The following is a 12,718-nucleotide window of genomic DNA, read 5'->3' on the forward strand; positions in this document are numbered from 1 at the left end:
CCGCCCGAGCCAAGCGCTCGCCGCTGAGGCGCCTGAACCTCTTCCATCAGAGAATCAGCCCCCGGCCGTCGCTCTACTCCCTCTGCACGCATCAGGGGTAAGTAACGCTCTCAGCGCTTGAGGAACTTCAATAATTTCCTTGGTAACCGGTGAGACGCAAACATGTGTCAGGCTTGCGGTAAATGCCTTGATAGCTGGCGCTAGATTTCCCTCGATTGCAAATGTGAACGAGTGAAGCGAAACACTGGAAACAGTTACCGTCATGGAAAGTTCATCATCCCAAGTGACCGGATGGAGGAACTCCAGCGAAAATGCCCTTGCCGGAGGCAACAAATCAAAACCCAACAGAGTTCTCAGACCAGGACCAGACAGCCAAACTGAAAGCGCATCATGAACGGCCTCAATCACGAAGTACGAAAATCTGGGCGTATAGACAATCCCTTCCGGGTCGCAGTCGCCAAACAACACCTTTCTTTTGACAATCACTGAGTTCGGCACAACATCAATCCTTAATAGAGAGTGACAAAGCTCTGACGCGGCTGCCGACACATCGAGCCCGTGGGAGCGGGCAATTGCTACCGCATCGATGGATGCCAGCCTGATGGATAATGAATCAACACTCATCTGACTGCACGTACTGCTGGCATGATCCAGTAGCGAGCGGCCAATACCTTTCCCGCGCAGATCCGGCTCGATGAAGAACATCTCTACGCGGCTTTCATTGAGCCCGATAAACCCCTCCGGGCAGTCTAGCGCAGCCAGAAAAAATCACCTCGGCTTAACTGAGCACGTTGCGATAAAAGTTGGCATGTAATTATCGATCAGAAACCGCGGCGTCGGCTGAAAAGCTTCCTCGAAGCCTGTAAGCAACAAACCAGCCTGCAACTGCCCATTTATTTGTTCCGCCAAAGTGTGACCGAATACGAAAGCCTCATTTCTGGCAATCTTGTCTGCAATTTCACCCTCACTCAGATCAGTTATATCGGCGTAGGGCAGTGTAAAACGCGGCTTCATTAAACCTTCCTTGGCTAGATCAGCAGAGCGCTCAAAAACAAATACCGCCGGGTTGTAGAAGCTGCTGAGCAATTTCCCTCCTTTACAGAGGACGCGACAACATTCAGCCCACACTTTCTGAATATTAGGCACATACAGATTCGAAATCGGATGAAAAATCAGGTCAAAGGATTCATCATTAAATGCTGACAAGTCCTGCATATCTCCCAAGACTGTGCGTAGAGACAGATTGTCCCGTTTTGCAACCATCTCATCTAGTGCCAACTGATCTTGAGAAGCATCCACCACAACTACGTCAGCCCCCGCAGCCGCCAACACTGGAGCTTGTTGTCCTCCGGAACCAGCCAGGCATAAAATACGCTTCCCTTGCACATCGTCAAGCCATCCTGCTGGGAGTTCTGCAGGGATTAGCTGTATTTGCCACTCCCCTCTTCGGGCAGCCTGAATAACTTCCGAAGAAACGGGTTTTGACCAATCACAACCTTCGCGAGCAAGTCGATTCCAGACGTTCTGATTATGTTGGTAAACATCTTTCGAGAGATAGGGGGTAGCCATCGTTTTCTATCCTTAGCAAAGGAAAACAACGCCAAATAGTAAAGCACGAAGGCTTTATCAGCCGCCACCATCAGTCAACCCAAGGTAACTGGCCATAGAGATGCGAACGACCATGCGCTTTTACTTTTGGCAAAAGAGTAAAAAGTAAAGACACATTAATTGTTCATTTCTGGAGAGTCTCGCGGAAAAATTGATACGGTGTGAATATTCTCAATATAACCACCCATGCAGATTCATGCAAGTTTAGGACTCGAAGTCCAGAACGGACTGAAGACGGCCTGAACCATGATGAGTTACATCACTTTCCGGGACACGATAAAATCACCGTTCGGTTAGGTTGTGGCTTGTCGATCGTGACTCAGCCAGAATGGCTTAGCAATTGCGCTAAAATCAACGCCACATTCAGCACGGACGCGCCAAATGAAATTCGTAAACACGCTGCTCATGTCTAGCTTGTTAACAGGTTGCGGGACGATCAACACCGTCTTCAACGATGACATGATTTCAAGCAACAAGCTTGCCCGCTGGCACTCACATTGCGACGCCATTCCACGAATCTACAGCGGTGTCGCAATGAATTACTGCCTTCTGGATGCAGAGCCCCGCTGCGCTGTCGGCTTCGATGGCTACCCTGGGACGCCGTTGATAGTTTTCGATATCGCGCTCTCTGGCATAGCTGACACTGTAATGTTGCCCTACACAATCTATCTGCAGACCGAACACGGAGATATTCCAAAGGCGCATTTCGAGTAGTGGCAGACAAGTCCCTCAGAATTGCAGGTCGTTGCCGACAATGCGGTACCGGTCACCGTATTTCGCCCAACCGTGATCGGACCTTAAAGGGCCTGAAGCACATCGCGCCTGCCCGACAGCAAGCGCGCGGGTGATTCGTAGCAAGGCGTTGGCCCGCTGGGTCACCCGCAGACACCAGTTTCGAGATAGTTACTCACTGCCTTGATGTAGGGCGAGTTCTTGACCAGCGTGGCGTCTCGCATTGTCAGATTGACTGAGTCGCCTGATTTCTGCCCAACGATGCTGCTGAATATCTGCGGGCCGCTCATGCTCTGAGGGCCATACTCAATCCGGAATTCGCCCATTTTAGGGTAGATAGCACTGCGCACGATCCATTTCCCGCAATCACTATTGCTCGGAGCGCCAGCGGTTAGCTTGTAAAAGACCTCCTCGAGGTCCCCAGCTACCGTCATGCGTTTGGTGACCGGAGCTTGATTGATGTCGCCGGCACAGCCCGACACGCTCAACGCAGCTGCAATCAGAAAAGCCAGTCCCGTCGCTTTACGCATAACTATTTCATCCCTATTTGAGGCACCGACGTTATGTCGGTACACACAAATAACCCAGACTCTCAAATCACGCCACCCCGGCGCCGAGCAACCTAAGAAGGGAAAGGGAGGGATCACGGAGTCACCATTGCTTTTCCCGCCATCGATGATTGCTGAGTTCGTCCAGCAGATCTCAGACCTCCATCATCACGGGCGTTCGCTACTGAAAGAACTGGGGATTCGTTACCAACCGCCATACAACTGTCGCCACACCTATGCGACAATACGCTCAATGTCTGGCCTCAACCCCGCATTTATCTCCCAACAGCTCGGCCACAGCGTGCAAATGCTGCTGTCGACGTATGCGCGTTGGATTAACTCAAGCTCCGACTGGAGCGAGCTGGAAAAGCTGCAAATTGGTATCAAATCGGTATCAGCCGCAATGCCAGCGACGTAAGCTATTGATAGGTAAGCCCTTTGATCTCCACCGCTAACATCACCATGCAGTTCGGCGCCAAGCCGTTGTTCGAGAACGTCTCGGTCAAATTCAACAACGGCAACCGCTACGGCCTGATCGGCGCCAACGGCTGCGGCAAGTCGACCTTCATGAAAATCCTCGGCGGCGACCTGGAGCCTTCTGCCGGCCAGGTAATGCTTGAGCCGAACGTGCGCTTAGGTAAGCTGCGTCAGGACCAGTTCGCCTACGAAGAATTCAACGTGATCGACACGGTGATCATGGGCCACGAGGAACTGTGGAGGGTAAAAGCCGAGCGCGATCGTATCTATTCGCTGCCGGAAATGACCGAAGCAGACGGTATGGCCGTTGCCGAGCTGGAAACCGAATTCGCCGAAATGGACGGCTACACTGCCGAGTCCCGCGCCGGTGAACTGTTGCTGGGCCTGGGTATTCCCCTGGAACAGCACTTTGGCCCGATGACTGAAGTCGCGCCAGGCTGGAAGCTGCGCGTATTGCTGGCCCAGGCGCTGTTCTCCGATCCTGAGGTGTTGCTGCTCGACGAACCGACCAACCACCTGGACATCAACACCATCCGCTGGCTGGAAACTGTTCTCACGGCGCGTAACAGCACCATGATTATCATTTCCCACGACCGCCACTTCCTCAACAGTGTGTGCACGCACATGGCTGACCTGGACTACGGCGAGCTGCGTCTGTTCCCAGGTAACTACGATGAGTACATGACCGCTGCGACGCAATCGCGTGAGCAATTGCTGTCGGACAACGCCAAGAAGAAGGCCCAGATCGCCGAGCTGCAAACCTTCGTCAGCCGCTTCTCGGCCAACGCCTCGAAAGCCAAGCAGGCTACTTCCCGTGCCAAGCAGATCGACAAGATCCAGCTGGCCGAGGTCAAGCCATCGAGCCGCGTCAGCCCGTTCATCCGCTTCGAGCAAACCAAGAAGCTGCACCGTCAGGCAGTAACGATCGAGAAGCTGTCCAAGGGCTTCGAAGGCAAGACCCTGTTCCAGAACTTCAGCTTCACCGTTGAGGCCGGCGAACGCGTTGCGATCATCGGTCCTAACGGTATCGGCAAGACCACCTTGCTGCGCACCCTGGTGGGTGAGCTGGGCCCGGATGCCGGCGCGGTCAAGTGGACCGAAAGCGCAGAACTGGGCTACTACGCTCAGGACCACGCCCACGACTTCGAAGATGACGTCAGCCTGTTCGACTGGATGGGTCAATGGACCCAGGGCGAGCAGATGATCCGTGGCACCTTGGGTCGCATGCTGTTCTCCAACGATGAGATTCTGAAGTCGGTCAAGGTCATCTCCGGTGGTGAGCAAGGTCGCATGCTGTTCGGCAAGTTGATTCTGCAAAAGCCAAACGTGCTGTTGATGGACGAACCCACCAACCACCTGGACATGGAATCGATCGAGGCGCTTAACCTGGCGCTGGAGAACTACCCGGGCACGCTGATTTTCGTCAGCCACGACCGTGAGTTCGTATCGTCCCTGGCCACCCGCATCATCGAGCTGAGCCCGAGCGGTGTCGTGGACTTCAGCGGCACCTACGATGACTACCTGCGTAGCCAGGGCGTCGTGGTTTAAGAACGTAACCGCAAGGCAAGCCAAGTCAGTTGCAGCAGCGTCTGCGGCGCAACTGACTTGAGCGAGTCTTGGCACAGCAAGCACTGTCCTTTTTAAAATTAGTTAGCCTGCTTTCTTTTATCGTCGCTGCCAGCCATCATGGGCGCTCTTCTTCCGCCCGCCAGCGAACGAGCACATGACTGCGTCACCCTCCTCCTCAGCCAACACGTTCGCGGTTACGCTGCAGATCCTCTCGATTGTTTTCTACACCTTCATAGCCTTCCTCTGCATCGGTCTGCCGATAGCCGTATTACCTGGCTACGTGCATGACCAGCTGGGATTCAGCGCGGTCATTGCCGGGCTGACGATTGGCCTGCAGTACTTGACCACGCTGCTGAGCCGTCCCCTTGCCGGACGCATCGCCGACAGCAAAGGCAGCAAACAGGCGATCATTCTCGGGTTGATCGGCATTGCTACCAGCGGCGTGCTGACGTTTGTCTCCGCACTGACGGTAAACACACCAATAGTCAGCTTGTTGGCGCTGCTCGCCGGACGTGTGTTCCTGGGCCTGGCTCAAGGCTTGATTGGCGTCGCCACCTTGAGCTGGGGCATCGGCGCGGTCGGCACGGAGCATACCGCGCGGGTGATTTCCTGGAACGGCATTGCCTCCTACGGGGCCATCGCCATCGGGGCACCGCTGGGTGTGATGCTCGCCGATGAGATGAACTTTGCCACCCTGGGGCTGGTGTTGACGGCACTCGGCCTATTGGCACTACTGGTGATTCGCAACAAAGCGTCGATTCCCGTGGTACGCGGTGAGCGCCTGCCGTTTTGGGCCGCATTCGCCCGGGTTGCGCCCTGCGGCATGGGCCTCACTCTGGCCTCGATTGGCTACGGCACCTTGACCACCTTCGTTACCCTGTTCTATCTGGAACAGGGCTGGAGCGGCGCGGCCTGGTGCCTCAGCGCTTTCGGCCTGTGCTTTATTCTCTCGCGGCTACTGTTCGTCAATGCCGTGAACCGCTTCGGCGGCTATCCGGTGGCAATCGTCTGCATGAGCACCGAAGCGCTGGGCTTGGCGCTGCTGTGGCTGGCCCCCAGCCCCATGTTGGCACTGGTCGGCGCCGGCCTTACCGGCTTTGGGCTGTCACTGGTGTATCCGGCGCTGGGTGTCGAAGCAATCAAGCAAGTGCCCGTCTCCAGCCGTGGGGCCGGCCTGGGCGCCTATGCGGTGTTTTTCGACCTGGCGTTGGCGATTTCGGGCCCATTGATGGGCGCAGTGGCGCTGCACTTGGGCTATGCCTGGATCTTCTGCATTGCCGCCCTGTTATCGCTGGCAGGCGTTGGCCTGACTCTACTGTTGTCGCGACGCTCCCGAGGTTATTGATTGACGGTATCCAGCCTGGAACGGCCGCTGCGGCTCAATGTGCGAGTAAAGAAGTGCGCAGCTTCCTCTTGCAATGACAGGTGAATCGTCTCGCGATCGACACCCTCCGGGTCGTCGCACAGCGCAGCCATGTGTTCTCGCTGCTCGTCTTCGCACGGCGCCATGAAGACGAAGTGCCCTGCCCCGGCGAGCAACTTGTAGTTTGGCGTGACTGGCAACTTGCGCGCCAGGGCTTGGGCGTTCTTGTCGATAGCCAGCAACTGGTCGTTGTCACCGCTGTAAATCAACGCCGGCACCTTGACCTGTGCCAACGCATGGCGGCCGAACATCAAGCTCAACGGCGCCATTAGCAATAAGGCATGGATGCGTGGATCGGCTTCGGCTCGCAAATCGGCACGGTCAGCGATGAGTACGCCCTGGGTTTTGCAGGCATCGGCGTCATGCGGCCGCTCCAGGCAATAGCGGCGCAATCGATCCAGGTCGGGCTGGGCGCCGGACAGAATCAAGGCAGTTTCACCGCCTGCCGAGTAACCGATCATGCCCACCTGTTCACCACTGACATAGGGCCCAAGCAGCGGGTCGGCAAGGCTGGCGGAAATAGCGGCGCTTATCTGCAACGGCCGTCCGTAGAGATTGCTCAAGGTTCCCAGACGGCTGTGATCGTGGGCGTTGTCACCTGGATGGACCACCGCCACCACGACAAATCCTCGTCGCGCCAGCGCCGTCGCCAGGTCATGCAGAGCCAATGGTGTTCCAGTGTTGCCATGAGACAGCATCAACAGCGGATAGCGACCGGAGGCGATGGGCGCACCTTCACTGGCAGCGACTCGGTAACCGTCGATGCGACTGTTGCGCTCAGGGCCGCTGGAGGGATAGAACGCCAGCGCTTGTACCGGTCGCGCATCGAGCGGGTCGGCAAACACCATGCGATGCAAACCAACGCTGTGCTGCTGTGCAGGTTGAGCATGCGCCAGGCAAGCGAGGCCAAACCAGAAGGCCATGAGTATCGCAGCGAATCTGCCCATCGGCTGTCACCCTGCCTGGTTGATGCCCCAGCATAGAGCGCACTGTTGCGTCGCGGATGAAAGCTCAATGAAAAAACCGACAGCAAGCGCAGCCTGCTGTCGGTTTCGGTCACGCGAGCCAAGCATCAGGCGGCAGCAAACAGCTCGGTGCTGATCTGCTTGCGTGCAGCATTCATGGCGTTGTCGCGGTGTTCCTCACCATAGGCCAGGCCGTGGGCGCGAACGATCTCGACGTCGGTGATGCCAATGAAACCCAGAAACACCTTAAGAAAGTCTTCGTGGCCAACACCGGTAGGCTGACCAACGTGCAGGCCACCCGACGTGGAGACCAGGATGACTTTCTTGTTGCCACACAGACCTTCAGGGCCGGCTTCGGTATAGCGGAAGGTCTGACCGGCAACGGCGACGCGGTCGATCCAGGCCTTGAGCTGGGTTGGAACGGTGAAGTTGTACATTGGCGCGGCAATGACGACCGCGTCTGCTTCCAGAAACTCTTGCAGGGTTTCGCTGCTCAGCTTGGCTTCATGCTGTTGCGCGGCATCACGCATCGCTTCGGGCGTACCCGCGGCAACCAGGGTAGCGGCAGAGAAGTGGCTGATGGCATCGGCTGCCAGGTCACGGTAAACCACTTCCAACGCAGGATCTGCGGCTTTCCAGGCATCAACAACTTCGCGGCTCAGCTGGCGGGAGGCGGAATTGTCGCCCAGGATGCTCGAATCGATATGCAACAGTTTCATGGGACTCTCCTGATTGAAGACCGCACCTGGGCGATCACGATGGGAAGAATCCTACCTGGATAGCGAATAGCTGATAAGTAGGCAAAAATGCGTTAGTTTGTCCTACTGACAGGACAATGGTGATCCCCATGCAAGACCTCAACGACCTTTTCTACTTCGCGCGGGTAGTCGAAGCAGGTGGTTTTGCCGCTGCCGGGCGTGTGCTTGGCATCCCCAAGTCGCGCTTGTCACGCCGTATCGCCGAGCTTGAAGAGCGCCTGGGCACGCGGCTGCTGCAGCGCACCACACGGCAACTGAAACTTACAGCCGTCGGAGAACGCTACCTGCGCCATTGCCAGGCGATGCTGCTGGAAGCCGAAATGGCTGACGAGGCCGTCGCCAGCATGACCAGCGAACCCCGCGGCCGCCTTCGAGTGTCGTGTCCGGTGGGACTGGCACATACCCTGCTGCCGCAAGTCATCAGCCGCTTTCTTGAGCAGTATCCGCAGGTTCAACTGGACATGATCCTGCTCAACCGCCGTGTCGACCTGATCACCGAAGGCGTTGACGTGGCCCTTCGCGTTCGGGATCTAGGTAATGAAGACCCAATGTTGGTAACTCGACGTTTGCGCCAGGCTCAGATGTATCTGGTCGCTGCACCGAGCTTCGTCGCCGCCCACGCCCCCGTCACCCCCGAAGACCTGCGCGGCCTGGCAGTATTGGGGGCGGTAGAGGCCGACCGTCTTGTGCATCTGCAACTGCTCGATACGCGAGGTCACAAGCAGGAGCTGACCCTGGAAGCGCGCCTGGCCATCGACGACTTTGTCGTGCGCAAGGCTGCGGCAATTGCGGGGCTTGGGTTCACCGCCCTGCCGAGCATGCATTGCGAACAAGAACTGGCCAGTGGCGAACTGGTTCGCTTGCTGCCCGATTGGTCGTTGCCGGGCGGCTACCTGCAAGCCGTCTATCCTCACCGGCGTGGCCTGCTACCGGCTGTGCGGGTGTGGATCGATCACTTGGTCGAGTCTTTTGCAGAGTGTGGGGAGCACTATGTCTAAGGGGAAAATGAGCGAAGCGCAGGTGGCGGACTTTTGCCTGAGCCTGCCGGGGGCGCGGGAAGACTATAAATGGGGAGGCATTCGGGTGTTTTCGATTGCCGGAAACAAGATGTTTGCAGTGCTGGACCTGGCGGGCGCCGGGCTTTCGTTCAAAGTCGACAGTGATCTGTTTCTCAGCTACGCCGACCATCCCGGCGTGCGACCTGCACCGTACCTGGCGCGGGCTCACTGGATCAGCATGACGCCACCTTACCCCATGGGGCGCGAAGAGCTTTGCGACCTGCTGCAACGCTCCCATCAGTTGGTTGTCAGGCGCCTGCCAAAGCGCCTGCAACCGGGCCTGCTCATCTGAGCAAAGGCCCTAGCGCGCTACCCAACCAACGACCGTCGAGCAGCAGGTGATCGATCCAGAACAATTGATGCACGGCGACAATTGCCCAAAAGCTCAATTGGAACGAGACTTTGCGGGTTTTATGCCGCAAAGCCTGCTGAGCCAACAGGGCCCCAGGCCAACCGCCCAGCATCTCGCTGGCATGCAGCACCTTCTCCGGGGTTCGCCAGCCTTGTGTGCGAGCCTGATGCTTGTCTCGCCAATACAGCGCAAAACTAACCAGACTGACGAGCGGGTACGCCACGGCAGGCAACCAGGACTGCCCGCTGAGCAGCATCTGCAACGCCCCTCCCAGCGGTAGCAGGCACAGGCCAACAAACACCAGCAACTTGCTGCGCGGATGCTGGACAGTAGCGTTTGCACCGGCAACGTGACGGCCGGAGGGCTGTGCTCGGCTCATCGACTCAACCCTGGGCCGTGGCCCAGTCGACCCAACCGAACTGCCAGGTCGCCAGGATCATCAACCCAAAAACAATGCGGTACCAGGCGAACATGGCATAGCTATGGTTGGCGATAAAGCGCAGCAAGGCCCGCACGGCAATCATGGCGAAAATGAACGAGACGACAAAGCCGATGGCGAAGACCGGAAAATCGCCGGGCTGGAACAGATCGCGGTACTTGTAACCTGAGTACACTGCGGCACCGACCATGGTCGGCATGGCCAGAAAGAACGAAAACTCGGTGGCAGCCTTGCGCGACATGCCGAACAGCAAACCGCCGATAATGGTCGAACCGGAGCGTGAAGTACCCGGAATCATCGCCAGACACTGGGCAAAGCCGATTTTCAGGGCGTCAGTCCAACGCATGTCATCGACACGCTCAACGGTGATGACATGCTCACGGCGCTCGGCCCAGAGCATGATCACACCGCCAATCACCAACGCAGTGGCGACAGTGATGGGGTTGAACAGGTAATGGTGGATCAGATCGGCAAACAGCACGCCCAATACCACCGCTGGCATGAAAGCGATCAGCAGGTTGGCGGTAAACCTTTGCGCTTCACGCTCCTTGGGCAGCCCGACGACCACGTCGAAAATCTTGCGCCGAAACTCCCAGACCACGGCCAGGATCGCACCCAACTGAATGATGATGTTGAAGGCCATTGCCCGCTCGCCACCGAAGTCGATCAGGTCCGCGACCACAATCTGGTGACCGGTACTGGAGATCGGCAAGAACTCGGTCAAGCCTTCGACAATACCCAAAATGACAGCCTGCAGGCCAGTCCAAAGATCCATTATTCCCCCACGAAGCGATGCCAACGGCATGCCCCCGTTGTAGTTTCCATAAGCCAAGGCTGTTACGAATATTCGGTCGGTTTACCGCGACAGTTGGTCGCACAGTCGGCAAAAAAGTTCAGTCACCCTTCAGGTTTGCCGCGACCGGGCCGAAATCCTATCAGACCTCTCGAATAAACGCTGCTGGTCGCTACTACACACCTGGGTAGATCGGGCACTTAGCCCTTGGTCGAGTAGGTGGTGGGAAAAAACCATGCTGGGATGCGCAGGACAATAAAAAGAATCCGGGGTGACCGTTCTATGAAGACTCTGCGAAATATGTCGATCAGCCGCCGCTTGTGGCTGATTCTGGTAGTGGCGGTGGTGATGTTGCTGACCCTGGGCTTGTTGATGCTCAGACAGATCCACGGCGACCTGTATCAGGCCAAGGCCCAGAAGACCCAGCACGTGGTGGAGACCGCAGCCGGCATCCTCACCTATTACCAGGGGCTGGAAGCCGCTGGTACGCTGAGCCGCGAGGCTGCCCAGCAACAAGCGCTCAATACCGTACGCGGCCTGCGCTACGACCAGAACGACTACTTCTGGATCAACGATCTCGGGCCGAAGATGATCATGCACCCGGCCAACCCCAAACTGGATGGACAGGACCTGTCCGGCATTCGTGACCCCGATGGTTTTGCCTTGTTCAACGAAATGGTCACACTGGCCGAGGCCCAGGGCGCGGGCATCATCGACTACCGCTGGCCGAAGCCTGGTGCCAGCGAGCCGGTGGAAAAGACCTCCTACATCCAATTGTTCAAGCCTTGGGGCTGGGTCATCGGCTCGGGGGTTTATATCGATGACATGCAGAACGAGTTCATGCGTCAGCTGCGCGATGCCTCACTGCTGGGCCTGGGCATCGCCCTGATCATGACCCTGCTGGTGGCATTGATAGCCCGCAGCATCTCACGGCCGTTGCAGGAAGCGGTCGATGCCATGTCCATGATTGCCAGCGGTGAAAGCGACCTGACCCGCCGCCTGGACACCCACGGCCGTGACGAAGTAACCCAGTTGGGTGAGCATTTCAATCGTTTTACTGGCAAGTTGCAGGGTGTCATCGGCCAGTTGCAGGGTGCGGCCCATGCCTTGGGGCAATCGGCGGTCGATGTCGGCAGCAATGCCAACCAGGCCCAGCAACACAGCGAACAGCAATCGGCGCAAATGGAGCAAGTGGCTACCGCTATAAATGAAGTGACCTACGCCGTGCAGGATGTGGCCAGGAATGCTGAACAGGCTTCCAGCGAAATGCGTGATGCGCAACAGCGTGCCACTCAGGGTCAACACAGTATCCACGGCAGCCTGCAGCAGATCGATCAGTTGTCGGGCACCATCGATGAAGCGGTTCAGGTGATCCAGACCCTGGCCAGCCAGAGCACCCGCATTGGCAGTGTTCTGGAAGTAATACGCTCGATTGCAGAGCAGACCAACCTGCTGGCACTGAACGCGGCCATCGAGGCGGCCCGAGCGGGCGAGCAAGGCCGCGGCTTTGCCGTGGTTGCCGATGAAGTTCGCCTGCTGGCCCAACGTACCCAGCAGTCGACGGCAGAAATACAGAGCATGATCGAACACCTGCAGGGCCAATCCGAAGCGGCAGTGAAGGCAATCGATGCCAGCAGCGCCGCTTCGCGGCAAACCATCGAGCAAGCCAATGAAGCGGGTGTCAGCCTCGATGCCATCAGCCAAGCGTTGCACAACCTCACCGCCCTCAACGCCTCGATTGCCAGTGCCACGCTGCAGCAGTCGCATGTGGTCGAGGAGATCAACCGCAACGTGACTGAAACCGCAGACCTGTCACGCCAGACCGCCACGGCAGCACAGCAGTCGAGCAATGCCGGTGTGGCGTTGAACCAGCTGCGCGAACAGCTGGATCGATTGCTGGGCCAGTTCCGGGTGTAAAGCAATAGCGGTTGGAGTGTGGCTTGCGAGGCGACTCAAGGTACAATCGCCGCCCTCCTCCGAACCGCCAAGGAACGCC

13 protein-coding genes and 2 pseudogenes are annotated in these 12,718 nt (G+C 57.5%); 7 read left to right on the forward strand and 8 right to left on the reverse strand.

All coding sequences use genetic code 11. The features are described 5' to 3' along the window. Nucleotides 1-54: 54 nt before the first annotated feature. From D3Z90_RS13845 to D3Z90_RS13855, 3 genes and pseudogenes are all read right to left on the reverse strand, one after another. Nucleotides 55-498 carry a thioesterase family protein gene (locus D3Z90_RS13845; RefSeq protein ID WP_136478958.1) on the reverse strand — a complete coding sequence of 148 codons (444 nt, stop codon included), beginning with the start codon at nt 496-498 and terminating at the stop codon, nt 55-57. 111 nt (nt 499-609) lie between these two features. Further along, nucleotides 610-741: pseudogene (locus D3Z90_RS13850) on the reverse strand (GNAT family N-acetyltransferase); the annotation flags it as partial. A 27-nt stretch (nt 742-768) separates the two neighbouring features. Further along, nucleotides 769-1,569 (reverse strand): class I SAM-dependent methyltransferase, encoded by an 801-nt coding sequence (locus tag D3Z90_RS13855; protein ID WP_136476440.1) that lies wholly within the window; start codon nt 1,567-1,569, stop codon nt 769-771. Nucleotides 1,570-1,989: 420 nt separating this feature from the next. On the opposite strand from D3Z90_RS13855, the gene D3Z90_RS13860 reads away from it, so the two are divergent. Continuing rightward, nucleotides 1,990-2,322: a YceK/YidQ family lipoprotein gene (locus D3Z90_RS13860; protein ID WP_136476443.1), complete on the forward strand. Its 333-nt coding sequence runs from the start codon at nt 1,990-1,992 to the stop codon at nt 2,320-2,322. 161 nt (nt 2,323-2,483) lie between these two features. Here the strand turns inward: D3Z90_RS13860 and D3Z90_RS26810 are convergent, their stop codons facing one another. Next, on the reverse strand, nt 2,484-2,870 hold the full coding sequence (locus D3Z90_RS26810) for a hypothetical protein (RefSeq protein ID WP_168198416.1): 387 nt from the start codon (nt 2,868-2,870) through the stop codon (nt 2,484-2,486). Nucleotides 2,871-2,952: 82 nt separating this feature from the next. On the opposite strand from D3Z90_RS26810, the pseudogene D3Z90_RS13865 reads away from it, so the two are divergent. From D3Z90_RS13865 to D3Z90_RS13875, 3 genes and pseudogenes are all read left to right on the forward strand, one after another. After that, nucleotides 2,953-3,306: pseudogene (locus D3Z90_RS13865) on the forward strand (site-specific integrase); the annotation flags it as partial. Between the two features lie 20 nt (nt 3,307-3,326). Continuing rightward, the gene (locus D3Z90_RS13870; protein WP_136476445.1) at nt 3,327-4,913 is read left to right on the forward strand and encodes an ABC-F family ATPase; all 1,587 of its coding nucleotides are present in this window, start codon (nt 3,327-3,329) and stop codon (nt 4,911-4,913) included. Between the two features lie 175 nt (nt 4,914-5,088). Further along, nucleotides 5,089-6,279: an MFS transporter gene (locus tag D3Z90_RS13875; protein WP_136476447.1), complete on the forward strand. Its 1,191-nt coding sequence runs from the start codon at nt 5,089-5,091 to the stop codon at nt 6,277-6,279. Here D3Z90_RS13875 and D3Z90_RS13880 read toward each other — a convergent pair. Both D3Z90_RS13880 and D3Z90_RS13885 read right to left on the reverse strand, forming a co-directional pair. Next, nucleotides 6,273-7,304, reverse strand: a complete 1,032-nt coding sequence (locus tag D3Z90_RS13880; RefSeq protein WP_136476449.1) for a dienelactone hydrolase — start codon at nt 7,302-7,304, stop codon at nt 6,273-6,275. The genes D3Z90_RS13875 and D3Z90_RS13880 overlap by 7 nt on opposite strands. Nucleotides 7,305-7,429: 125 nt before the next feature. After that, nucleotides 7,430-8,041: an FMN-dependent NADH-azoreductase gene (locus tag D3Z90_RS13885; protein WP_136476451.1), complete on the reverse strand. Its 612-nt coding sequence runs from the start codon at nt 8,039-8,041 to the stop codon at nt 7,430-7,432. A gap of 128 nt (nt 8,042-8,169) precedes the next feature. Here D3Z90_RS13885 and D3Z90_RS13890 point away from each other — a divergent pair, with 128 nt between their 5' ends. Both D3Z90_RS13890 and D3Z90_RS13895 read left to right on the forward strand, forming a co-directional pair. Next, nucleotides 8,170-9,078: a LysR substrate-binding domain-containing protein gene (locus D3Z90_RS13890; RefSeq protein ID WP_136476452.1), complete on the forward strand. Its 909-nt coding sequence runs from the start codon at nt 8,170-8,172 to the stop codon at nt 9,076-9,078. Beyond that, the gene (locus D3Z90_RS13895; protein ID WP_136476454.1) at nt 9,071-9,430 is read left to right on the forward strand and encodes an MmcQ/YjbR family DNA-binding protein; all 360 of its coding nucleotides are present in this window, start codon (nt 9,071-9,073) and stop codon (nt 9,428-9,430) included. The genes D3Z90_RS13890 and D3Z90_RS13895 overlap by 8 nt, the downstream gene beginning before the upstream one ends. On the opposite strand, the gene D3Z90_RS13900 is transcribed toward D3Z90_RS13895, so the two are convergent. Then, on the reverse strand, nt 9,423-9,869 hold the full coding sequence (locus D3Z90_RS13900) for a DUF1294 domain-containing protein (protein ID WP_136476456.1): 447 nt from the start codon (nt 9,867-9,869) through the stop codon (nt 9,423-9,425). The two genes, D3Z90_RS13895 and D3Z90_RS13900, sit on opposite strands and share 8 nt — an antisense overlap. Before the next feature lie 4 nt (nt 9,870-9,873). After that, complete coding sequence (locus D3Z90_RS13905; protein ID WP_136476458.1) at nt 9,874-10,704, reverse strand: undecaprenyl-diphosphate phosphatase; 831 nt, start codon at nt 10,702-10,704, stop codon at nt 9,874-9,876. A gap of 300 nt (nt 10,705-11,004) precedes the next feature. Here D3Z90_RS13905 and D3Z90_RS13910 point away from each other — a divergent pair, with 300 nt between their 5' ends. Continuing rightward, on the forward strand, nt 11,005-12,639 hold the full coding sequence (locus D3Z90_RS13910) for a methyl-accepting chemotaxis protein (protein WP_136476460.1): 1,635 nt from the start codon (nt 11,005-11,007) through the stop codon (nt 12,637-12,639). Nucleotides 12,640-12,718 lie beyond the last annotated feature (79 nt).

This window comes from Pseudomonas sp. DG56-2 (assembly GCF_004803755.1).
GTDB lineage: Bacteria > Pseudomonadota > Gammaproteobacteria > Pseudomonadales > Pseudomonadaceae > Aquipseudomonas > Aquipseudomonas auratipiscis.